At 57.9% G+C, this 23412-nt stretch carries 13 protein-coding genes; 3 read left to right on the top strand and 10 right to left on the bottom strand.

Features of this window, described 5'->3' with window-relative positions:
- The 3 genes from QMM04_RS05325 to QMM04_RS05315 form a co-directional block, all read right to left on the bottom strand.
- Positions 1-10353 (bottom strand): hemagglutinin repeat-containing protein (locus QMM04_RS05325; RefSeq protein ID WP_282995784.1); only part of this gene is annotated, 10353 nt, incomplete at its 3' end.
- A 12-nt stretch (positions 10354-10365) separates the two neighbouring features.
- A complete protein-coding gene (locus QMM04_RS05320; protein ID WP_282995783.1) occupies positions 10366-12030 on the bottom strand; it encodes a ShlB/FhaC/HecB family hemolysin secretion/activation protein in 1665 nt (554 codons plus the stop codon).
- 431 nt (positions 12031-12461) lie between these two features.
- Positions 12462-13670, bottom strand: a complete 1209-nt coding sequence (locus QMM04_RS05315; RefSeq protein ID WP_282995782.1) for a pyridoxal phosphate-dependent aminotransferase — start codon at positions 13668-13670, stop codon at positions 12462-12464.
- Between the two features lie 68 nt (positions 13671-13738).
- On the opposite strand from QMM04_RS05315, the gene QMM04_RS05310 reads away from it, so the two are divergent.
- Entirely contained in the window at positions 13739-14800 is a 1062-nt protein-coding gene (locus tag QMM04_RS05310) for a gamma-glutamyl-gamma-aminobutyrate hydrolase family protein (protein ID WP_282995781.1), read from the top strand.
- Here the strand turns inward: QMM04_RS05310 and QMM04_RS05305 are convergent.
- The 7 genes from QMM04_RS05305 to QMM04_RS05275 are packed head-to-tail and all read right to left on the bottom strand — an operon-like array spanning position 14763 to position 21469.
- The gene (locus tag QMM04_RS05305) at positions 14763-15707 is read right to left on the bottom strand and encodes a dihydrodipicolinate synthase family protein (RefSeq protein ID WP_211726821.1); all 945 of its coding nucleotides are present in this window, start codon (positions 15705-15707) and stop codon (positions 14763-14765) included. The two genes, QMM04_RS05310 and QMM04_RS05305, sit on opposite strands and share 38 nt — an antisense overlap.
- Before the next feature lie 9 nt (positions 15708-15716).
- The gene (locus QMM04_RS05300; protein ID WP_150360304.1) at positions 15717-16886 is read right to left on the bottom strand and encodes a Xaa-Pro peptidase family protein; all 1170 of its coding nucleotides are present in this window, start codon (positions 16884-16886) and stop codon (positions 15717-15719) included.
- Complete coding sequence (locus QMM04_RS05295) at positions 16870-17973, bottom strand: mandelate racemase/muconate lactonizing enzyme family protein (protein WP_282995780.1); 1104 nt, start codon at positions 17971-17973, stop codon at positions 16870-16872. The genes QMM04_RS05300 and QMM04_RS05295 overlap by 17 nt, the downstream gene beginning before the upstream one ends.
- A complete protein-coding gene (locus QMM04_RS05290; protein ID WP_282995779.1) occupies positions 17970-19145 on the bottom strand; it encodes a M20 family metallopeptidase in 1176 nt (391 codons plus the stop codon). The genes QMM04_RS05295 and QMM04_RS05290 overlap by 4 nt, the downstream gene beginning before the upstream one ends.
- 13 nt (positions 19146-19158) lie before the next feature.
- Positions 19159-19905: an amino acid ABC transporter ATP-binding protein gene (locus QMM04_RS05285; protein WP_058775910.1), complete on the bottom strand. Its 747-nt coding sequence runs from the start codon at positions 19903-19905 to the stop codon at positions 19159-19161.
- A complete protein-coding gene (locus tag QMM04_RS05280; RefSeq protein ID WP_282995778.1) occupies positions 19902-20636 on the bottom strand; it encodes an amino acid ABC transporter permease in 735 nt (244 codons plus the stop codon). Before QMM04_RS05280 ends, QMM04_RS05285 begins: the two co-directional genes overlap by 4 nt.
- A 20-nt stretch (positions 20637-20656) precedes the next feature.
- Positions 20657-21469 (bottom strand): ABC transporter substrate-binding protein, encoded by an 813-nt coding sequence (locus QMM04_RS05275; protein ID WP_282995777.1) that lies wholly within the window; start codon positions 21467-21469, stop codon positions 20657-20659.
- 190 nt (positions 21470-21659) lie between these two features.
- Between QMM04_RS05275 and QMM04_RS05270 the strand changes: the two genes are divergently transcribed.
- Entirely contained in the window at positions 21660-22556 is an 897-nt protein-coding gene (locus tag QMM04_RS05270; RefSeq protein ID WP_282995776.1) for a GntR family transcriptional regulator, read from the top strand.
- A 52-nt stretch (positions 22557-22608) separates the two neighbouring features.
- Positions 22609-23385: an SDR family oxidoreductase gene (locus QMM04_RS05265; RefSeq protein WP_282995775.1), complete on the top strand. Its 777-nt coding sequence runs from the start codon at positions 22609-22611 to the stop codon at positions 23383-23385.
- Positions 23386-23412: the final 27 nt, after the last annotated feature.

Raw genomic sequence — 23412 nt, 5'->3', positions numbered from 1 at the left:
AAATCCCCATCCCAATCCAGCGCTACCTGCGGCGATACCAATCGCCCCAATATCAGCTCCATTACTCAATGCCGCACCAGTCGTAGCAATTCCTACGTTCTGCAATAGTCCACGTCCCGGAGCCAGTGCGCCGGTTACAGCCGCAGAAGCACTGCCCCAGTAGTCCCAAGTTGTTTGCTGATTTTCAGGCAGGCTTTGATTCTTCTCACTGTTGATATCAAACCACTGATACGTACCATTAGCCATTGCCGCGATGACTGCACCACCGACTACTTTACCTACCGATGCAGCCGGACCTAAATAAGCTGCTCCTGCTATCAACACGCCGTCCTTATATCCATTCACGATAACCTTGGTTATATTCGCGCCGTCAGACAAATCACCCTGCGTCAGTTTATCCAATCCTGCCTGTTTCTGCTCTGGTGTAAGGTTATGTTCCTGTGAATACTGATTCCATGACTGCGCAGCAGAGCCTGAACTGGTCATACCCGTACCCAAACTCAGCGCATTATTCTCAACCGCATTCTTCCCTGCCTGAGCGCCGGCCAGCGCACTGGCGCTACTGCCGCCGGTCACGCCGCCTGCCAGACCTGCAGCCAGTGTACTCAGTGCACTGATGATCTGCTTATCCGACTCCTGCAGGTCACTGACCTGTTTACCCGGATACATCGAATGCATGATCAACTGACCCATCAGCTCTCCGCTGACCGCACCGGTCGCGCCTGCTGCCGCGCTGTTGCCTGCCGCCCACGATGTTACCGCACCTACCACTGCATGAGCCATCGCTTTTGCGGCCTGATTGTCGGCGGTATATTTGTGTATCTGCTCGGCCAGATACGGTGCCGCCGCGCCGCTGGCTGCCTGCGCCAGATTGCCACCCGCCAAACCCTGAATCGCCGCAGTCGCCGCCTGAATCCCCTTCTGGATATCGCTGCCGGTGCCCCAGAGTGCCATGGCCTTCTTATAATCACTGCTGTTTTCCAGCGCTTCCTGATACGCTTTCTTTTTAGCCGCAGGAGCGTCGGCATCCGGCTGGTTTATGTTGTTTTTTGCCAGTTCCTTCTTACCTGCTTCCGTCGCCTCAATCTGCCCCTGCGTCCGGGCGATATCAGCAACCTGGCTGCCTATTTCACCGATCAGCTGAGCCGTCTGCAGGCGTTTCTGCTCCTTCTCTTTGTCGAAAATCGGGCTGATGCTGTCATTAGCGTGCTCGGTGTCGCGGCTAAGTGCAGCAACATCCTGCTGCTGATTTGCCTGGTCGCGCACCACTATCGTTCCCTGGGCAACGGCTGACTGCGTGGTTCCCTCTGCGTGGCCACTGCTGCCTGCGCCCGCCAGCATACTGGCGGCCATGTTCCCTTTGAACTGGCCGCTGAAGTTGCCCGCCGAACTGAGGCCAATCCCCTGGTGCTGGGTTTTATAATCTGCCTGATTATGCAGGTCCGTGAAGCCCAGCGTACCGGTATCAAGATGGTTTTTATCCGCGTCAGCCTGGCTGGCTATCACCGCACCATTGAGCTGGGTGTGACTGCCAACGGTAATATCAAACCCGCCCTGACCGGCATAAATGCCGCTTTGCTCCAGCACACTGTCGTAATTGCTGTGCATTTTATCCTGGCTGGCGTTGATATAACCGGAACCGGTCATCGAGCCAAAAGTGAAACTGCCGCCGGCACCAAAACTGATCTGCTTCGAATCATAGTTATCGCTATCCTGCAGGCTGGTAATAGACAGGTTGCGACCAATGTCAGCAGTCACGCTGTTACCGTTAACCAGAGCGCCAGTCAAAGTGGTGTCACGACCGCTACGGATGTCGACAGCACCGCCGCTGTCGAGGGTGGTTTCGCTCCAGGCGGTGCCATTCCCCTTTTCATGGCCTTTCGCCCCGTTAACGCTGGCGAAAATACTCAGTCCTGCGCTGCCACTGCCCACGCCGAAACTTAGCCCGATACCGCCACCGCTGCTGCTGTTTTTACCGCTGGTTTGTTGCGTGCTTGCTGCGCCCGTCAGGTTGATATCGTTCGCTGCGTGCAGTGACGTATCACCACCAGCCTTGAGCTGACTACCGGCAATCAGCAAATCACCGCTGTTGGCACTATTGCCTTTACCGGTGGCATCAATACTGAGGTTTTTCCCGGCATTCAGCGTAGAACCGCTGACGGCGTCGGACTCCTGATGCTGCTGAGATTTTGATTTTTGAGTGGTCAGCGAAATACTGATGCCAACACCATTGTTAGGATCGCCATTGGCCTGCGCAAGCTGGCTTGCCTGGTTCGCCTGAACACCGGAAAGCACCGCTTTGGTTGCCTGTAATGCGGCCAGACGGCCATCGCTCTCTTTTTTGGCGGACTGTGCGGCAGAAACAGCACTGTTCACCGCCTCGGCTACTGCGCCTGAAAGCGCCAGCGTCAGTCCACTGGTACGCTGCTCAAAACGTTCGTCGCGCGAACGTACATCGTGGCCAGGCGTGATTGCTACGCTGTCACCTTTCAGGGCCATGTTGCCGCCAGCAATCAAATCCGCCCCCTGCACCTGCAACTGCTGGCCTGCGGTGATTGAAACGTTCCCGCCGGTGCTGCCAACGGTACTGACACTCTGGCTTTGCGTCGTGCCTTTTTCCTTCAGATCGTGCAGCGACTTACTGCTGCCGATGCTGATACCCAGCCCACCGGTTCCCATCAGGCCGCTTTTTTTCGTCTCGGAGAAGCGCCAGCTCGACTCCGTGTTGGTGGCGGCCGAGATCCCGACATTGTTACCGGCGCTGAGCGCCACGTTATCATCACCCGCGACCTGCGATCCTTTTACCAGCAGATCGTGACCCGCGCTCACGGAGATATTGTTGCCACTGAGCAACGTGCCTTTTTCATGCGTAGCGCTGTCTTCCTGAATGGTGTGGGTGGTCTTCTTGCTGAGCAGACCTTTTTTGGTTTTCGTCTCTTCGCGATAGTTATAATCGCTTTCGGTGGCCGTAGTGAGGTTAATATCATGCCCGGCTTGCGCGGCGATATCCTGTTTTGCCGTAATCTCACTGGCTGCGCTGTTGATGTCATTCCCTGCTGCCAGCGCGATATTACCGCCACTGCTGATTTCGCTGCCGGTTTGACGAACCTGCTCGTTGATCGTCACTTTTTTGCCGCCCCGGCTCTCGCTGTATACGCGACTCTGCTGGGCATTCAGGTTCAGATTGCGCCCTGCGCTCAGGGAAGCGTTTAGATCGGCCATCAGCTGCGCTGCCTGCGAGTTAATATCGCGACCGGCGCTCAACGCTAAATTTCCGCTGCTCTGGATGGTACTGCGCGTAGCGTTAATGCTGTCGTTTTTGCTATTGCCCTGCGTCTGATGGCTACTGTTATCCAGCGCATTCAGATTGATATCATTTGCGGCGGCCAGCGTCGTATCGCCTTTTGACACCAGTGTGCTGCCGCTTAGATTCAGGTCGTGACCGGCACGCGCGGTGAGATCGCCACCCGCGCTTACGCTACCGTCCTGGCTGGAGGTCACCACCGCGCTGCTATTTTTATTAAGGCGATCGGTATGCAGCGCATTGGCGGCGATATTGATATCGCCCCGCGCACCCAGCTGTAAATCACCGCCAGCAGCGAGCGTCGCACCCGTGTTATTGATGTTGCCACCCGCGCTGAGGCTGGCATTTTTGCTGGCTGAGATACTGGCCACATCCCCTAACTGGGTATCACTGAAGCTTAACTCGGGCGCATTTTTGATGCCTTTAAGCACCAGGCTGCTCCACTGCTGAGCCTGCGTAACGTTATTGATGTTTCCCGCCGCCGATGCGAGCGAAACGGTTTCGGCCGAAATCGATGCACCGATATTATTAATATCGCCAATCGCATTCAGTTGCAGATCGCCGCCCGAAGCCAGTAAACCAGCGTGCAGGTTATTCAGTGAGCTATTGCTGTTGGCTGACAGCAGCGTCTCGGCTTTGATAGTACTACCGTCGTTATTGATCTGCCCGGCATCCAGTTTCACCGCCTGACCAGCAATCACGCTACCTGCCGCGATCTCACTGTCGCCTGGCGCCAGATAGAGTTTCGGAGCCAGCACGGTTTGACCATTAACCGTGGTTTTTTCCCACCACACAATACTCGTGGTCAGGGCCGCCACCTGTTCCGGCGAAAGGCTAACCCCCAGTTGCAGGCCCAGGCCCGCCTGTTGCCGGGCCGCGCTGTCCATCAGGTATTGCATCTGCTGCAGATCGGAGCCGGTACCAGCCACATAGCGATGCCCGGTCTGGCTCAATATGGCGTTACTTACGTAGCGGGTATCGAACGCGGCATCACCGAGGAATTTATAATCCTTATCGGGTGTAAGTTGAAGACGATTCAGCAGATAGGCAGAACCGAGGAATTTATCTTTGTCGGTATAGATTGCCGCCGTTTCGACTCGAGGGCTGCTGCTCAGCGCCGGTTGCGTTACCGCCTGAGCCGATTGTTGAACTGCCCCGGAAGTCGGGTTCCTGAGAAACGCATTGAGGCCATCAAACAGGCTGCCGTCGGTTTTACCGACCTCTGCCAGCTGTGGGTTAGTGGTAATCAGGTAGGGACTGGCAGGATCTTTACTGGCGACAAACAGGCCGTTGTTACCGGCAGGCAGTGGATAATCAGTTAACGCCGCGCCCTGATTACCTATCTGTTGTAGTGCGCCTGTCAGCGCATCCTTCCACTGCGGAGACCCGACGGCGATAGTTTGCCCGGCGGCAAGCTGCTGGTTCTGCACACCACCCACGGATTGCAGTGGCGCAGTTCCAGCGATACCCGGTTTGCTAATGGCATGCACCATGCTGCCAGCGTTAGCCACGGTATCCGTATTGCTCAGGTTATTCGTAAAACGGGCGCTGACGTTGCCGCCAGCCTGAATCACGGCACGCAGACCTTCTTCCGTCTGGCTGGTTTCATAAACGGGTGCGCCCTGCAGGGTATAAACCACCTCGGAGCCCAGGCCACTCTCGTATTTCACACCATGTGAATTCCCGTTACGTAAATCAGCAATGATCGAAGGTGCAGTATCTTCTTCGCCGTAAAGGTTAGTATCAATCCGTCCCGTATTAGGATTGCCATATTTGTAGACCAGATACTGGCTTTGAATACTGTTTTCCCAGGACTGATTATTCAGATTGTTGCCGGTGAGCACGATATCCTGACCGGCGAGTAAATTACTGGCTTGATTGTCGAGGGCATCGGCTGTCACTACCAGATTCCGGTTGGCAGCGATTCGCCCTGCACCGTCAGTCGCGCTGGCCGTGACGGTGGTAGAACTTACGAGAAACTTGCGAACCGCCGTACTAAGTTTCGGTGCCAGCGTGGTGTAAGGCCGGTATTCGGTGTGGCCGTTTCCTTTACCATTACTTCCCCCCGTCTGATAACCATGCATGCCGTGATAAACGCCGATCTCATCGTCATCAAGCTGACCAAGCTTCACTTTCATGGTGGCTTGTCCCAATCCGGCGGGGGCATTCGTAGCGGACGCTGAAGTTACAGAGGTATTCATCCCCTCACGCTGATTCAGCAGATGCCCGGTACGGATGGTGATATCTCCGAGCGAGGTTTCAATATTGCCTGAGGTATTGATCACTTCATCGCTGGCGTTACCCGCCGCATCGCGCTGCAGCCACAGGCTATTATTCGCCAGGATATCGCCACGATTATTTTGAATGCTGCTGGCCAGCAGTTGCATATTATTTCCGGCATACAGCAGCGCACGGTTTTCTATCCGGCTTCCTGCTGTCATCAGCAAATTCCCTGCTGTCCCGACGAAGCCATAATTCACTAACTGGCCGCGACTGGTGAGACGCATATCTCCGCCGGCCTGGACGCTTCCGCTATCATTGAGCGTCATGTTGCTGGCATCGACGTTCAACGCGCCGCTGCCGCTGCGTAGCTGACCATTATTGATGAAATTATTGCTGCTGAGTTGCAGGCTGTTGCCTTGCAGCGTCCCCAGAACGGTGAGATCGCCTTGCGTACTGAGATTCAGCGCTTTACCCGCTGCCAGCGTGCCGCTCTGCGTGAACCCCGATCCCAGTTGCAGGGTCATGTTGCCCAGCGCCAGCAGGCTGCCAGCCGCATTCAGCACCGGCGTATTGAGGGTCAGATCGCCTGCGCTATAGAGTTTGCCGGTTGCCTGGTTATCAGCATTCTGTAAGGTCAGGGCCAGCGCACGGCTGGCGAATACGCTACCGCTGTTGTGCAACACACCGCCGCGCACCTGTAAATTATCGCCCTGCAGCTGTCCCTGATTGGTCATCTGGCTGGCATTCACCTGGCTATCACCCAGACCGGTAAAAGTCCCGCTGTTCACCAGGTTGTTACCACTGTAAGCCAGCCCCTGCGCCTGCACCAGGCCGCTATTCAGTACCGTCGGTGCCGACAGTGTCAATGGACCACCGGTAAGCAATCTTCCTGTGTTATTCAGGCTGTCGCTTAGCGTTATCGTCGTAATGCCATCGCCCTGAATCTGTCCCTGGTTTAGTAAAGATTGCGCGTTGAGTTGCAGAACACCCTGGCTGCGCAGAACCCCGCCCTGATTCGCAATCGCCTGTTCAACGTCGCCATTCAGGTTCTGCTGGGCATACAGCTGACCACGGTTAGTCAGGTTGCCGCTGTTTATCACCAGATTTTTAGCTTCGATATCACCGGCACTATCAATCGAGCCCGCTTTCAGGGTGCTGGTTCCCGCGCTCAGCAAAGCAGCGCCTTTTAGCTGCTGCAACTGTCCGCTGAGGTTAGCCGTCAGCTCGTCTGTTGCTGTAGCACTTCCCTGATTAAGCAGCGAATTGCCCTGCAGCTGCAGATTTTTTGCCGACCATTTGCCTTCATTATTCAGGCTCGCCGCCTGAATGGCCGCCAGACCACTGGAAACGATATTACCCTGCGCCAGCGTGTGCAGATTGCCGGTTGCCGTAAGACTGGTGCGCGCTGCGGACTGGATGCTGCCATTGACATCAATCTGGCTGGCACGGGCATCAATGCTGTTCGCCTGCCAGCTGCCCTGCTGGTTGATACGTTGCGCATTCACGTTCAACGCGCCCTGAGTCAGTAACCGGCCCGACTGGGCATCGGTCAGATCCTGCTGTAATTGCAACACCAGGGATTTTAAACCGATCAGATTGCCGCTGTTGCTTACACTGTTCGCCTGAATCGCCAGCGTATCGCCCTGCATCTGACCCTGGTTACGCAACTGCGAGCCTGTCAGCGAAAGTTGTTCACCACTCAACAGCTTGCCACTGTTATTAAACTCGCGGCTTTGCAGCGTAGCGGCGCTATCCGACAGCAGGCTACCTGCGTTGTCCAGCGTTTGCTGCAACGCAACATCAAGCCCTTTGCTGCCGAGGGCGATACCGCTGTTATTCAGCGTATTGCCGCGCAGTTGCAGCGAGCTGCCCTGCAAACGTCCGGCATTTTGTGTGCTGTCAGCGTCCACTTTCAGCGCACCGCCTGACAGAATTTGCCCGGATTGCAGGTTATTGAGCGCATCACTGCGCAGCGTGACCGATTGATTGCCCTGCATCAGCCCACTGTTAGTCAGTTGTTCGGTATCAAGTTCGAGGGTTTGTCCACTGAGGTTACCTGCATTGCTCAGCGCGGAAGTGTTCAGCGTCAACGCATCTGAGGCCAGCAGTGAGCCCGCAAGCGCATTATCGAGCGTGTTTTTCACGCTGATATCCAGCATTCGCGCAGAGGTTTGCCCCTGGTTGCGCCACGCATCGCTGCGGATCGCCATCGCGCCCAGCGCGTTAAGAGAGCCCTGCTGCTGTAATGTTCCAGCGGTCAGATCCAGGCGATTATTCGCGCTCAGCGCGCCCGCGTTATTGATAATGTCTGCGGAAATGGTCAGATCCTGCGCGCCGGTCTGCGCCTGGTTGTTGAGCGTATCCGCCTGCAAAGTCAGCTGGCCGGGTGTAAACCACTGGCCAGCCAGATCGGCCTGATCGGCAACGTTGAGCGCGATGGCGCTTTTGCCCTGCGTGCGCGCGTTGTCACCACTGCTTAACTGTTGCGAATTCAGTGTCAGCGCCTGGTCGGCGGAAAGCGTGCCGTTCAGCTCAATATTTTGCCCATTGAGCTGAATATTTTGCGCACTGGTCTGTAACGAACCTGCGCGGGTCGTCAGTTTTTCAGTCTGGAAATCGAGGTTGTGCTTCGCGCTCAGCGTTCCACCGAGGTCAGCCTGGCTGGAGTGCACCCGCAGAGCGCCGTCTGTCAGGGTGTTACTGCCATCGCCAGCGGTAAACTGATCCGCATTCAGCGTTAAATCGCCCTGCGCGCCCAGCAGACCGTTGTTATCCAGCTGGCCGACATCCAGCCGCTGCCCGGCGCCAGATTGTGCCGTACCGTTATTTGTTAATACGCGGCCAGAAAGCGTTTGCTGGCCGAGCGATTGCAGCAGACCCGCGTTGGTCAGATGATCAAAACTAAAGTGCGTATTACCATTCGCCGCCAGCGTACCGCTATTGACGAAGTCCGTTGCACTGAAAGCCAGCTCGCGTCCGGCAATCAGCGTGCCAGCCCACTGGCTTTGATCATTAACCTGTAATGCAATGTCATTACCGGCGGATAGCTTGCCCTCACTGAGAGCGTTGAGGCGGTCTGCACGTAAAGTGACATTGCCACCCGCACGGCTTTGTCCATCCAGCTGCTGCTGTGCGCTGGTCAGGCTAAGGTCCTGCTGAGCCGTGAGCATTCCGGTTTTGCTCAGGTGCAAGGCACCGCCGCTCAGCTGAACATTATCTCCGTCCAGCTGACCACCGATCGTAGCCTGCTGGCTGGCCGTCAGTGAGACGTCACCGTCACCGTGCAGTCTGCCTGTGCTGCCAAGCGTGAGGGTATCGCCGTTCAACATCAGGCTACCCCCGCTGGCAATCTCGCCTTGCAGTATTTGCTGACGGGCGCTGAGATTGATGTTGCGCTGGCTGCTAAGCCGGGCGTCTGCTGCGGTTTGCAACGAGGTGCTGCTTAACGTCAGGCCGTTTTTACCGCTTACAGAACCGTTCAGGGTGAAATCGCCACCCGCTAAATCCAGCTCTTCACCGGCGAGTAACGTCCCCGCTGCGCCATTCAGCGCCTGCTGCGTGGCACTGATATGCAGCGCACGCGAAGACCCGATCAATCCCTGATTGTCCAGCGATGTGGCGTTAAGCGTTTGCCCGCCTGCCGACTGTAAGCGTCCCTGGTTGTGTAAGGTATTTGTCGTAATAGTCTGGTTTTTCTGCGCCTGAATCAGGCCGTTATTCATCAGCGTCTGCGCCGTCACACTGATGTCACCGTTAGCTGCAACGGTGCTGTTTTGATCTGCCGTGACGTCGCTTGCCGCCAGGCGCAGATTGCCGCCGCTGGTCAGTTTATTGTTACGCAGCTCCACATTGCCCTGGCTGTTCAGCGTTACGTCACCGGTCGCCTGTTGCGTCCCCTGCAGCTGCATATCGCGGGCATTCGCGAGCAGCTTGCCGCTGGTGCTGGCATTCCCCAGTGTCAGGGTGCCATTCGCGTTTAACGTGATATCGCCCTGGTTGGCCAGTAGATTACCGATGTTGACCCCGACGCCTTTGTCGCTCGACACCAGATGAATCCGGTTAGCGTACATGCCGCCAAGCGCACCGGTATCGACCGCCACTGACGGCACTGGCCCTTCTCCGGCGATTGGCGTAACCGAGCCGTCCTGCGCAACGTGGTTGGCACCCGCCGTGATAGCGAGATCGCTGGCATGAATATCCGCATTAATTTTGGTGGCGCGCGCAATGAGCGATACCGCATCAGCGCGGCTGCCGTCCAGCCCTTTGCCCTCAACCGTCACGTCGCCTTTGGTGACTTCCAGCGCGGCAAGATTGCCGCTGGCATCCAGCTGCGGTTTTCCGGTAGTGAGCGTCACGTTGGGCGTATTAATAAAGCCACAGCCGTTACAGGTTATGCCGTAAGGGTTGGCCACGATCACATTTGCGGCTTTACCCGCGACTTCGGTATAGCCCTGCAACTGCGAACGATTAGCTCCCACTACTTCATTGATGATCGCCCGGGCTTCGTGCCCGGCTTGCAGGTTAGGGTTATTCTGGATCAGTCCGCCCAGTTGGGTCTGGGTAAGTTGCCCGCTGGCATTATTGAGAATCAGCCCCTGCTGACCGACGTTGTACTGCTGGTACTGGTTATGGGAAACACCAGCCTGATTCGGCGTGGCGATATTGACCATCGGCACGCCGTTACCCGCGGCATCCATGCGCGTGCCCGGCGTAACCGGGGTAATTTCCGCGGCCACAACCGGCAGCAGTGGCTGTACCGCCACCAGATAACAAATGAAGTAGCTCAGCGCGCGACGAAACGGGGGAACCGGTTGACGATCATCCATAATCATTGCCTCTTAAAAAACCAGCCCGACCCGGGCATAAATGCTAACGTGATCCGGTTGCAGATAGCCGGGATAACTGAGCGGAAAACCGACCGTGTATTGGGTATAAAAGAAACGGCTGCGGGTGCTGATCCCCACGGCGCTGCCCCATATCGTGCCCACAGACTCGCGGTTCTGCGCATCGCTCTTCAGCCAGCCGCCGTCCACCGCCGCCAGGGCGCTGACGTCACCGACCAACGGCAAGGTGAACAGGGTGTAATCCAGTTCATTTCGCAAATAGCCACCCGCGTCGCCTGACAGGTATTGTTCTTTGAAACCCCTGACTGAGCTTTCGCCGCCTAGCGTCAGGCGTTCGCTGCCGTATAACCGATCCGGTGACCACTGGCCATATACGCTGCTGAGCCACCATAACTTGTCCGAAACCGGTCGCTGAAAGCTGCCGCTCAGGCTCCACTTGCGAAACTGCGCCCGCGGTAAGTCCCCGCTTTTGTCGGCATCACTTTCCGCATCAAACCACGGCATACCGCGGCTAAAGGTTGGGTTGAGCGTTGCCACGCCACCGAACACCTTTTGCGTATGGTTGAATCCGATCTGGGTACTGGTGATTTTGCGACTGCTACTCTGCAACAGGGTATTGTTGAGATAGTTGTGACTGGTGTAGTGATTCAGGCCGAGCTGCAAACTGGTTTTGATTTCACCGTTGCGAAACAGCACCCATGAACCATTCAGGCGATGCGCAATATTGTCGCCGTTACTCAGCCAGGTGAAACCATTGTTATCAAAATGACTGTGATAACTGCTCCAGCTATAGCTGTAGTCGAGCAGGCCGTAGCCATACGGCACGCTGACACCCGCCTGCACATTCTGCGCGTCACGCCACTCGCTGAATGCGCTGCTGCGACCGCCGCTGATAAACCAGCGATCCGCCAGCCCTAACAGGTTGTTGCCGGTCAGCGATGCGGTTAACTGACCGACACCGGTGCTTTTTTGTCCGCTATTATCAAATCCCAGCGCGGCGCTGAGCGGAAATTCTGCCGCTGTCGTCAGGTTCACCACTGAATAACCGGGCTGCGGCGCAGGCTGAATTTCAATCTGTACCGGGGTGCGGCGCAGGCGATTAATTTGCTCCATACCCTGCTCAATATCGCGCAGGTTAAGTATTTTTCCTTCAGTATGAGGAAAAGCCATCTTTAACATTGCCGGCTGCGCCCCGTCGAGGCGAATAGCGAATAGTTTCCCTTCCAGCACGGGAATAATTAACTGCCCATGCGACAGATCCTGTTCGGCTAAAAACGCCCGGCTGGTAATGTAACCACGTTGCATATACCAGTCAGAAACCGCATGTACCAGCGCATTAATTTCACTTAAATTCAGACAGCGATTGATATAAGGTGCCGTCAGCGCCTGTTGCTGACGATCGGATATCAGCGTGACGTGCTGCAGACGGATATGCTGGATCGGAAAACAGGGGCCGGGGCCCGCCGGGGAGGCGTCCGGCGCATTCAGCGGTGCCACAGCATGCCACAGTGCATCGCGCTGCTGCTGATCCTGCTCCAGTCGCTGCTGTTGTTGGTTTTGCAGATAATCGCGGTCGCCGGGTGTCAAAGGGGCAGCGATAATCTGGCCTGACGATATAATAATAGACAGCGCCAGCAATATCCTTATTTTTGACATCATCAAAGACTTAAGTAAAATTAATTGTAAAGGTTTTGTAAGCGTCTGTGCGCAGAATATCACCTAAACAATCAGACAGTTCCGCTTAATAAGAAAAAACAATAAACATGACGCAGTTTTAATTAAGTGATAAAAACAACTTTACCTAACGCAAATAAGCAACAGACAATCAGCAACGGCCATTAAATCATTAATATCGCGCGATGGCGGCATCACGCCAGATTAAGCGGGCTGAATGAGATGAGGCCTGCCCGGTAAGGAAACGGTGCCATATTGATAAGCGCCACGGCAATCTGCGCTGACGCCGCAGTGTTGCGCCATGCGGACTTTTACTGTTGCTGACACCACGCACCTGCCTCACCCGATCGCCATTGCTGGCGACCGGGAGGATGCATGCCAGCATCCGATCGTGTATCAATCTCTCATGGCGGACATCAGCGCAGTTTTGCCACCGCAGATTTCAGCCGCGCGCACGCCTGCTCCAGCAACGCATCGTCAACCGCGTAGGCAATGCGTAAATAACCCGGCATGCCAAACGCCGATCCATGCAACACCGCAACCTGTGCATCCTGCAACAGCCAGCTGGCCAGCGCGCTATCGTCCTCCAGTGGTTCCCCCTGCGGCGTCACGCATCCCAGTAACTTTTGGCAGTTGGCAAAAATATAGAATGCTCCCTGCGGCGCCCGGGCACTGAGGCCGTTGCTGGTGGCGATCATTGTCAGCACCTGCTGACGTCGCCGATCAAGCGTAGCGAGCCAGCCTGCCAGAAATTCGGCCGGTTGCTGCAACGCGACAACCGCTGCTGCCTGCGAGATGCTGCTGGGATTAGAGGTACTCTGCGACTGCAGAATCTGCATCGCGTTAATCAGCCATGCCGGACCGGCAGCATAACCGAGCCGCCAGCCGGTCATGGCATGGCTTTTTGAGACACCGTTGACTGTCAGCGTGCGTTCAGCCAGCTGCGGGGCCGCCGCGGCAAAAGTGCTGAATGGCGTGGCGTCGTAGCGTAACGGTTCGTAAATATCATCCGCCATGATTAACACCTGGGGATGATCGGTCAGCACCTCAGCCAGCGCCTGTAACTCCTGCGCACTGTAAACCGCACCGGTCGGATTACCCGGTGAGTTCAGAATCACCCAACGCGTTGCCGGCGTCAGCGCGGCAGCCAGTTGTTGCGGCTGCAGCTTCCAGTCGTGCTGTTCGTCACAGGCCACGATCACCGGTTCGCCTTCTGCGAGCGTCACCATATCCGGGTAGGAAACCCAGTAAGGGGCAGGAATGATCACCTGCTGGCCAGCATCCAGCGTAGCCAGCAGTGCGTTGAAAATCAGCTGCTTGGCGCCGCTGCCGGCAATGATCTGCTCAGCGCTAAAATGAAGTTGGTTATCACGGGCAAACTTGGCGGCAATCGCTGTTTTGAGTTCGCGCGTACCGGAAACGGCGGTGTATTTGGTTTGCTGCTGCACAATGGCGGCAATACCGGCATAGCTGATGCTGTCCGGCGTGGCAAAATCGAGTTCTCCCTCGCCGAGGTTGATTATCGCCTTGCCGGCGGCTTCCAGCGCACGCACCCGATCGGAAATTGCGGCGGTAGGAGATGGACGGACGCGCTGCATGCGACGGGCCAGTAGCTGACTATTCATAAATCCTCTTTTGTATATCCTGAATCAACTAATACAATTAATCACCCCATCCCAGCAGGAAGAGTGCCGTGTTACCTATTTTCATTGTTGATGATGCCCGCGTTCCGGCGCGCTTTGGGCTGCTTGCCAGCCTGTATGCCAATCAGCTGGCGTTACCGTTATGGAGCCTGCGCCCGGATTTCACCGGCGATTTCCCCGATAGCCATCAGCATGTCGCGGCGGCAGGTTACTGCGTCACCAGCGGACTGTATCGGAGCGATACACTGCAGCATGAAGTCAGCGATGTAGCCCTGCTGCCTGAGAACGAAGCCGTAATCGTCGTGGCACAGGCGGATGTAGCGCGCATTGCTCATCTGCCAGGCCAGCGCCTCAAGGCGCTTTCCTGTGAGACGACAATGCGGCTGCAGGATGGCAGCACCACCCTGCTACAACATACCCTGACTGCACCGACCCCCGGCCGCCGCGCGCTGCGTATTGGTCTGATCGCGCGCGAGCACGATCAGCGTGACAGCTATCCGGCCACTCTCGATGCGCTTTACGCCGCAGCCCGGGCGCTGGCGCTCGATGTGGATATTCACTTTTTCGCTCCCGCCGCACTGTCAGATGAGCTGTCCGAACTCAACGAGGTGCACGGCATTCTGCTACCGGGAGGTGCCTCGATGGCAGCGGTGCGCGGTCAAATCGCCGTGGCGCACGCCAGCCGGCAGCGCAACATTCCCACACTGGGCCTGTGCCTCGGCATGCAGAGCATGTGCACGGCTGCGTTACAACGTCACCCAGAGCTCAGTCAGGCCATGCTGGCAGAAGTGGCACCGCAGGCCGCGGTGCACAGCTTTATTCCTTTTGCCGATGGTCGCCATCGCTGTGGCCTGCTGCCATACCCGGCCGCAGAGCCGTTTAACCTTATGCATTACAACCATCGCTATCGCTTTAATCCGCAACTGCTGCCGCCGCTGCTGGCAAGCGGCGTGCAGGTCACCGCCCAGACTGGTGACATCATCGAAGGCATTGCGCTGGCCGATCACCGTTTCTGGCAGGGGGTACAGGGGCATCCGGAGCTACAGTCGCGCCCGGATGCACCGCACCCGCTGTTTACAACCTTTCTGCAGGCGCTGGTGACGCCAGCGTAACCCCGCTGCGTCCGTCGCTGGCCAGCCGTTGCATCACGCTGGTCAGCGCGGCCAGCGCGTCTGGCGAGATCGGCTGCAGCGGTGCGCGCACCGTGCCGCCATTGAAACCGCGCAGCGCCATTGCCGCTTTCACCAGCTGCGGCTGGCCGTGCTGGCGTGCCAGCGTGCGATAGTCAAACCACAGCTGGTGCAGATCGCGCGCGGTGGCGGCATCGCCCTGTTCCAGCGCACGATAGCAGGCAAGGATGAGCTCTGGCAGCGCGCCGCTGTTGGTGGTACTGATGCCATCGAATCCGGCCATCATCGGGCCGGCAAAGGCCAGATCGGAGGCACAAAATAGACGCAGTTTGCCGCGCAGCCGGTTGGCAATCTGATCGATGGCGGTTGGATTCAGATCGCCCTGTTTGATCCCCACCACGCCCGGTATCGCCGCCAGTTGCTCCAGCAGCGCTGGTGACAGGGTGATACCAATGCCCGGCGCGTTGTAAACCAGAATGCCGGTTTTCGACAGCGGTGCCATCTCAGCAAAATAGGCAAGAATTTGCGCGTCGGTAATTTCGCTGACAAAAGGCGCGGTGACCATCGGCAAACCGCCCAGATCCCCGGCCAGCTGCGTCAGCTCGCGGGCATCACGCGGGTCTGCGCTGGCGCTGCACAGCATCACCGCCACGCGATCCTGCACGCAGTCCATTACGGCGTGAAACAGTGCACGGCGTTCTGGCACTGACATCACCGGAAATTCGCCATAAGTGCCGCCAATTAACAGGCCGTCGTAGCCAAGGCCGATGACGCGTTCGATATTTTCGCGCAGGGCGCCGAAGTCAATGTCGCCGCTGGCGCTGAAGGGCGTCACGGTAATGTTAAAGATACCGCGCAGGCGTTCACGGCATTCGCTGATGTCTTTCATCGGGTTTCCTTATAAGCAGGTTAATGGGCGAGCCAGCGAACCGAGCTGGCGATAGCCGGTTTCCGTCACCACCACGGTTTCGCTAACGCCAACCGTAAACTCGCCGTAGATGCGCAGCGCCGGGGGGATATGGAAGGTCATGCCTGGCTGCAGTTCGGTGTTGACGCCACTGTAGAGGCTGAGAATGCCGCCCTCGCCCCAGTCCGGCGCGAACGAGACACCAATGGAGTAGCCAGTGCGTTTTTTAAAGTTATCGGTGAAGCCCGCGCGATCGATCACCTGCTGGCAGGCTATGTGCGGTGCGGCACAGGTTGCGCCCGGCCGAATGGCATCCAGTGCCGCCTGGAGCGCCTCCTGACACACTTTCTCCATTTCCAGCGCAATAGCAGGGGGCCGCCCCAGCCATGCCGAGCGCATCAGCGCGGCGTGATAGCGATCGTGCGCGGCAGCCATCTCCAGAAACACCGGCTCATTATCCTGCAACACGCGACGACGCCAGGTTCCGTGAGGCACACCGCTGCGTGGGCCACTGGAAACCAGCGGCTCCATCCCGACATATTCGGATCCGGCCGCGATGGCGGCTCCCATCATGGCCGCGACCAGCGCATTTTCATCCGCCCCGGCACGCACTGCGGCCATACCGGCCTGCATGCCGGCGTCAACATAGCGCGCCGCCTGGGCGATCTTTTCCACTTCCGCCGGCGACTTCACTGCGCGCAGCGGCTCAATCACCCCGGCGGTATCGGCGAGGCTGCCGATGCGACTTTGTAACGCCTCATACACGGCTATCGGCAAAAACCAGCCGCGTTTGTCCAGCCCGACACGCTTACTAAGCCAGCCGCGCTGCTGCAGCAGGGCAACGAGAAAATCAACCGGGTTATCGCCATCCTGATAGATGGCGGCATCTGAGATAAAGGTGTTGGCGATAAAGTTAAAGTATTCGAGCTGGCGGATAACAAACACCGGATCCCCTTCTGTTGGCAGCACCAGCGCCTGAAAGGTGTAATAGCCCGGTGTTTGCTGACCGGTTAACCAGAAGATATTTTCTGGTCCGGTCACAATCATCACATCAACGCCGGCCGCATTGAGACGTTCGCGGGTGCGCTGGATGCGTTGTGCGTACTCCTGTGCGCTAAAGGCGGATTCACTTCCCTGGATAACATTATTCAGCTGTTGCATAACCAGACTCCTGGAGAAAAGTGGCGCGCGCGGCATCAAATTGCACGCCCAGGCCGGGTAAATCATTGATGAAGACAGTGCCCTGCTGATAATGCAGGCCGCTCACCGCATCGTTTATCAGGCCATCGGCACCGTACAGCTCTGCGAAACGCGGCTGCATGGCGCGACACACCTGCAGCGCCGCCGTTGTTGCCGCATGGCCTTCGTTCATCTGACCTATCATGAAAGGGATGCTGGCCGCCTGCAGGCGCCGTGCCGCCGCGAGCGTCGGCGCAACGCCGCCCAGCTTGACCAGCTTGAGATGGCCCCACAGCGCGCCGTTCGCCGCCATCAGTTGATCGATGGCTGCCGGGCTATTCAGGCTCTCATCCAGCATGATCGGCACGCCATAACCGCTCAGTTGCGCCAGTGCGGCATCGTTAGCCGGTGCCAGCGGCTGTTCGACATAGCTGAGATTCAGCGCCTGCAGCGCCGGAAAAGCGGCGTGCGCCTGCGCCAGTGACCACTGACCGTTGACATCAATCGCCAGCGTGATGGCCTCACCAAAGCGGGCGCGCAGGGCGTGCAACCGCGCCAGATCGGTCGCCACATCCGCCACGCCGGTACGCAGTTTGAGCTGGGTAAAGCCTCGTGCAACGTACTGTTCTGCCTGCGTCAGCATTTGCGCTTCACTGCCCCAGAACAGCGTCTGGTTAGTGGGGTAGCCGGGGCTGGCCGCAGCGGCACCGAGCCAGTGCGCAAGGCTCACGCCGGCCTGCTGCGCCAGTAAATCATGCAGCGCCATGTCGAACAGCATGCGCGCCGGCGCCAGCAGTCCCGCCCCATCCGCATGCACACGTTCCAGCATCGCCTGCGGCGCCAGTGCCCAGTTCCAGCCGGCCAGGGCGCTGGTGATGTTTTCCAGCACCCGATCGGCGCTATAGCCGTGCAGGTACTGAATGTTGAGCCGCACCTCGCCAGTGCCGCAGCGCGTGCCATCGTCCAGCCGCAGCCACAGCGTATCCAGCGCGCTGATTACGCCCGAGGACGCGGTGTGCAGCGTGACTGCGTCATAGCGCAGCTGACCGCGCCAAAGCGTTGCTTTCACGTTGCGGACTCCTGCGGCAGCATCGCCAGTGCCACGTCGAGGTAGATGGCTGCGGCAGCAATAAATTCTTCAACAGGCACGAACTCATCTGGCTTGTGAGCTACCGCCAGGCTGCCGGGACCGATCACCACGCCTTTCGCCCCGAGTGAGCGAAAATGCACTAAATCGCATCCCCCCTGAAAACCAAACGGTCCCGGTTCCGCCTGCCCGTGGTGGCGACAGGCGGCGAGGCTGTGCTGCACAATCGCTTCGTTACTGTCGGTCTCGGTGGCCCCGCCCGTGGTGGCCTGCCAGGCGATAATTTCCGCCTCCACGCCGGCAGTGGCTTTCGCGTGGTCAAGCAACTGCTGCAGTTCGGCCTTCACCGCCTGCTCGTCCTCACCAGGCACCATGCGGCGGTCAAGGAGCAGCTCGCAGCTGTCCGGCACCACGTTATCAGCGTGCCCGCCGTGGATGCGCGTCACCGTCAGGCTGGCATTGCCCACCAGCGCGTGGCAGCGACAGTGCACCTGCTGCTGATGCGACTGCTCAATCAGGCCCAGTAATCTGGCGGACTGATAGATGGCGTTTATCCCCAGCTCAGGCGTGCCCGAGTGCGCCGTTACGCCCTTCACCCTGACGCGCGGTCGCAGGCTGCCTTTATGGGCAGAAAACGTGGCGTTGCCGGTGGGTTCGCCGATCACCGCAAAATCGATAACCGGCGGTGCCTGCCGGACATAAAACTTCGCGCCTTCACTGGCGACCTCTTCATCGGCGGTGAACACCCCCATCAGCGTACCGGACCAGCGGTGGCGACTGGCAGCCAGCAGGCGCAGCGCTTCAACCATCGCCACCAGCGGTCCTTTGGCATCGCAGGCACCACGACCGTACAGGCGTCCCTCGCGCTCGGTAAGGGTAAAGGGATCGCTACGCCAGCCGCTGCCGGCAGGCACTGTATCCAGATGGGTATTAAAGGCGAAGCAGGGTCCGGCACCGTTGTGCAGAACCGCGATGACGTTGGTGCGCCCTGCCGCATATTCACTGAACGACAGGTCAAAACCGGCCTCGCGCAGCCAGCCTGCCACGCACTCTGCCGCCTCGCGCTCCTGACCGGGTGGATTTTCTGTATTGATGGCAACCAGCGTGGCGAGGTCGCGCTTCATGCGCACGCTGTCGACCGTGTGAATAGTCATTATGGCTCCGCTGTTAATGTAGGATTTGATCGAGAAAACGCTGGGCACGTTCGCTAACCTGGCGGTTGAAGAAATCGCTGGCGCTGGCGCGCTCCAGGATTTCGCCCTCTTCCATGAACAGAATCTGACTGGCGGCACGGCGCGCGAACCCCATTTCATGGGTGACGACCATGCTGGTCATGCCTTCGGCGCTCAGTTCCGCCATCACATCAAGCACTTCGCGGATCATCTCCGGATCGAGCGCTGACGTGGGTTCGTCGTACAGCATCAGTTCCGGCTTCATCGCCAGCGCCCGGGCAATGGCCACGCGCTGCTGCTGACCGCCAGACAATTCGTCGGGGAAATGATCGGCCCGATCGTGAATACGCACCTTCGCCAGCAGCGCTTCTGCCTGTTTGCGTGCCGTGATGCGGTTGACGCCGAGTACCGTCATCGGTGCCAGCATGATGTTTTCCGCCGCCGTCAGATGGGAAAACAGCTCGTAGTTCTGAAACACCATGCCAATACGCTGGCGCAACTGGTGCGGCGGCACTTCTCCCCGGCTGATATTCTGGCGGGTGAAGAACACATCGCCGCTATCGGCGGGTGACAACAGATTGACGCAGCGCAGCAGCGTAGATTTGCCGGAACCGGAAGGCCCAATCAGCACCACCGTTTCCCCACGCTGAACGCTAAGCGAACAGTTCTTCAATACCGGCTGACGGCCAAAGCTCTTGTCGATGCCAATCAACTCCAGCAGCGGTGGTTTTGTCTCGTTCATGACAGATCTCCTGCGGTATCCGCCGCTTTGGTTAACCGACGGTGGCGCGCCCGGGCCTTTTGCCATTTTCCACGCCGCTGTTTCGGGTCGAGCGTGCGCTCCAGCCACGACTGAAACAGCATGAACAGCGAGGTCAGCAGCAGGTAATAGAGGCCCGCCGCGCAAAGCGCCTCGAAATAGCGGAAGCTGGCGCTGGCGGTCTGGTTCGCCACCAGCAACAACTCCTGCACCGCAATCACGGACACCAGTGCGCTGGACTTCAGCATGCTGATCATCTGATTGCCCATGGGTGGCAGCACGATGCGCGCGGCCTGCGGCAAGACAATCTTGCGCATGATCTGGGCCTGGGTCATTCCCAGCGCCATACCGGCGGTGCGCTGGCCGCTTTTTACCGCCTGTAAGCCGGAACGTAATATCTCCGCCATGTAGGCGCCCTCATTAAGCGACAGCGCCAGCACGGCACAGGTAAACGCGGAGAAGCGCAGACCGAAACCAGGCAACACGTTGTAGACAAAGATGATCTGGAACAGCACCGGCGTACCGCGAAACAGCCAGAGATAAAAAAACGCCAGCCCTTTCGCGGCACGAAATGGCGTTTCCTGTAGCAGCGCCAGCACCAGTCCCAGCACTACGCCGCACAACAGCGAGCACAGAGTAATCAGCAGCGTCATCCACGCGCCCTGCAGAAATTCGCGGGAGAGGAAGTACTGCCACATTAAATCGATCGACATAGCTTTCTCCGGTCAGCGGATTAAAAAATGGCAACGGAGTCCGGGAAGTTCCATTTCTCAATCAGTTGCTTGTAAGTGCCGTCTTTCACCAGGTTTTGCAGTCCCTGTTCCAGTTGCGCTTTGGTGGCGCTGTCGCCTTTACGGACTGCAAAAGCGATGTGGGTATCGGCTTCAAATTCAGCGCCTGCCGCTTCAAACACGCCGGGCTTCTCGCTAAACAACGCAACGGTACCCGGCGTTGAAAGGAATTCCGCATCGGCGCGACCCTGCGCAACAGCCACTGCCGAGTCCGTTGCCGCCGGGAACGTCATAACGTTGATCGCGGCTTTTTTGGCGGCGAGGCAGTTCTGGTTATCCACGCGCGCCTGGCTCTCTTCGATACCGCCAAGCGTGACCGCCACGTTTTTGCCGCACAACGACAGATCGCGCCCGGTGATGCCGCCCGGATTGCCTTTACGCACCACAACGCGACTGCCGATTTTGAGGTAAGGAACAAAATCCACCTGCGCCGCACGCGCCGGATTGACGTACATCGCTGAATTAATGATGTCGAGACGTTTGCCCTGCAGTGCCGGGATCAGCCCTTTGAATTCCATTGGCATGGCTGCGGGTTGCAGATTGAGCGTCTTACTCAGCGCGGTTATCAACTCGATATCAAAACCGGTGAGCTTGCCGTCTTTCACAAACTCGAACGGCATAAAGGTGGCTGCGGTGCCGTAGGTCAGTTTGCCTGGGGCAACGCGATCGCTTGCCGCCTGGCTGATGATGGGCATCAGGGCCAGCGTGGCAAGCGCCAGCAACCGACCGGTAGAGCGAAATGAATTGCTGATCATCTGTGTCTCCTGGTAAACGTTTAAATTGGTTTTTATGATTCATAAAATACAATCATGGTGATAAAAAAACGTCTTCTCCTGGTGCACTCTGCACGCTTATCGTGCATGCATTGCTTTATATCGCAGCATTTACCTCAACATGTTATTGTACCTTTAGTCGACAATAATACATTTCAGGAAATCCCGTTCTATGCAGCCTGACTCCTCCGCCAGCAGCCGTCGTATTGCACGCCAGCTACTTGACCTGATCTATGAAGCAAGATTCGATCCAGGTCAGCACTTACGTGAACAACCTCTGGCAGACGCGCTGGGCGTTTCCCGCACGCCGGTGCGGGCAGGACTTAAAGAACTGACCCGACTCGGCGCAGTGGAAGCGCGGCCCAATCAGGGTTTTTTTCTGCTAAAAGGGGCAGACGAGTTACAGCAGCTGGACATTGAACCCCCGCAGAGCAGCGACCAGACGTTGTACGAGTTACTGGTACGCGATCGTATTGCCGGTGCCCTGCCCGAATCGTTCACCCAGACGGAAATCAGCCAGCGCTATGACGTTGATCGCGGCATTCTGACACGCACGCTGGTCAAGCTGTCGGAAGACGGGTTAATCGCGCGCAATGCGGGACATGGCTGGCGTTTTCAGCAAACGCTTAACTCGGAAGTCGCGCTGCGCAACAGTTATGGATTTCGTCTGATGATTGAGCCAGCCGCCCTGCTCAGCCCGCAATTACGCGCGGACCGTGCGATGCTGAAGCGCCTGCGGGCACAGCATCTGCGATTGATTACCCATCCGGACCTCACGCAGGTACCGGCGCGCGATATTTTCGAGACGGATGCCGCTTTTCATGAATCGCTGGCCGAAGCCAGCGGCAATCTGTTTGTGCTGCAGGCGATTCAACAGCAAAACCGCCTGCGCCGCCTGCTGGAATTTGGCAGCTACCAAAACAAACGGCGGGTGAAAGAGTGGTGCGAAGAGCACGTGGCCATTATCGACGCGCTGCGTGAAAACCGACCGCAGCAGGCGGCCGAATTGATGAAAACGCATCTGCAATTTGCCTTCGATCAGGTACAGATGCGTAAATCGGGCGCATAACCGGCACTGTTTTTGCACATTACGATCCTGAAAATACAATCAGGAGGCAGTGATGGATTTGCAAATACAAGGGCGCGTGGCGCTGGTATGTGGTGCAGGCAGCGGTCTGGGTCAGGCGATAGCGCTGGCACTGGCGCAGGAGGGCGTGCGCGTGGCGGTCACCGGGCGCAACAGCAGTAAGTTGCAGGCAACAGTGGAGCGCATTACCGCTGACGGTGGTGAGGCGCAGGCGTTCCAGCTCGATCTGGCGGCACCCGACACCTTTGACAGTGTGCTGGAGGCGATTCGCCAGCGCTGGGGCGCGGTGGATATTCTGGTGAATAATTCAGGTGGGCCGCCACCCGCGAAAGCCGCGGGCACCGCCAGCGAACTCTGGCGACAGCAGTTTGCGGTGATGGTGGACGCGCTGATTCAACTGAGCGACAAGGTGCTGCCGGCCATGCGCCAGCGCGGCTGGGGACGCATTATCACGTCCACCTCGTCCGGCGTGGTCACGCCTATCCCCAATCTGGCGCTGTCCAATGCGCTGCGCATGAGCCTGCTGGGCTGGTCGAAAACGCTGGCAAACGAGGTAGCCGCGGATGGTGTAACGGTTAACGTCCTGGTGCCGGGACGCATTGATACTGAGCGCGTCAGTCAGCTTGATGCGCTGAAGGCGCAGCGCGAAAACAGTACCGTCGCAGCCCAAAGCCGGCGCAGCATACCGATGGGCCGCTACGGCGCGCCACACGAATATGGTGCCACCGCCGCTTTTCTCGCCAGTGAGCCTGCCAGCTACATTACCGGCAGCGTGATCCGCGTCGACGGCGGCCTGATCAATGCCGTTTAGCCGCTGATCGCGGTTTTAAGAGATGGG

The organism is Pantoea sp. Pa-EAmG (genome assembly GCF_030024295.1).
GTDB lineage: Bacteria > Pseudomonadota > Gammaproteobacteria > Enterobacterales > Enterobacteriaceae > Pantoea > Pantoea dispersa.
The sequence above is the reverse complement of the archived record's forward strand: the minus strand, read 5'-3'. Positions and strand labels throughout refer to the sequence as shown.

What these genes read in the sequence shown, in the direction of transcription:
- QMM04_RS05320 (WP_282995783.1), bottom strand. Translation starts at nt 12,030, where the DNA reads ATGATGTCAAAAATAAGGATATTGCTGGCGCTGTCTATTATTATATCG.
- QMM04_RS05315 (WP_282995782.1), bottom strand. Translation starts at nt 13,670, where the DNA reads ATGAATAGTCAGCTACTGGCCCGTCGCATGCAGCGCGTCCGTCCATCT.
- QMM04_RS05305 (WP_211726821.1), bottom strand. Translation starts at nt 15,707, where the DNA reads ATGAAAGACATCAGCGAATGCCGTGAACGCCTGCGCGGTATCTTTAAC.
- QMM04_RS05300 (WP_150360304.1), bottom strand. Translation starts at nt 16,886, where the DNA reads ATGCAACAGCTGAATAATGTTATCCAGGGAAGTGAATCCGCCTTTAGC.
- QMM04_RS05290 (WP_282995779.1), bottom strand. Translation starts at nt 19,145, where the DNA reads ATGACTATTCACACGGTCGACAGCGTGCGCATGAAGCGCGACCTCGCC.
- QMM04_RS05285 (WP_058775910.1), bottom strand. Translation starts at nt 19,905, where the DNA reads ATGAACGAGACAAAACCACCGCTGCTGGAGTTGATTGGCATCGACAAG.
- QMM04_RS05280 (WP_282995778.1), bottom strand. Translation starts at nt 20,636, where the DNA reads ATGTCGATCGATTTAATGTGGCAGTACTTCCTCTCCCGCGAATTTCTG.
- QMM04_RS05275 (WP_282995777.1), bottom strand. Translation starts at nt 21,469, where the DNA reads ATGATCAGCAATTCATTTCGCTCTACCGGTCGGTTGCTGGCGCTTGCC.
- QMM04_RS05270 (WP_282995776.1), top strand. Translation starts at nt 21,660, where the DNA reads ATGCAGCCTGACTCCTCCGCCAGCAGCCGTCGTATTGCACGCCAGCTA.
- QMM04_RS05265 (WP_282995775.1), top strand. Translation starts at nt 22,609, where the DNA reads ATGGATTTGCAAATACAAGGGCGCGTGGCGCTGGTATGTGGTGCAGGC.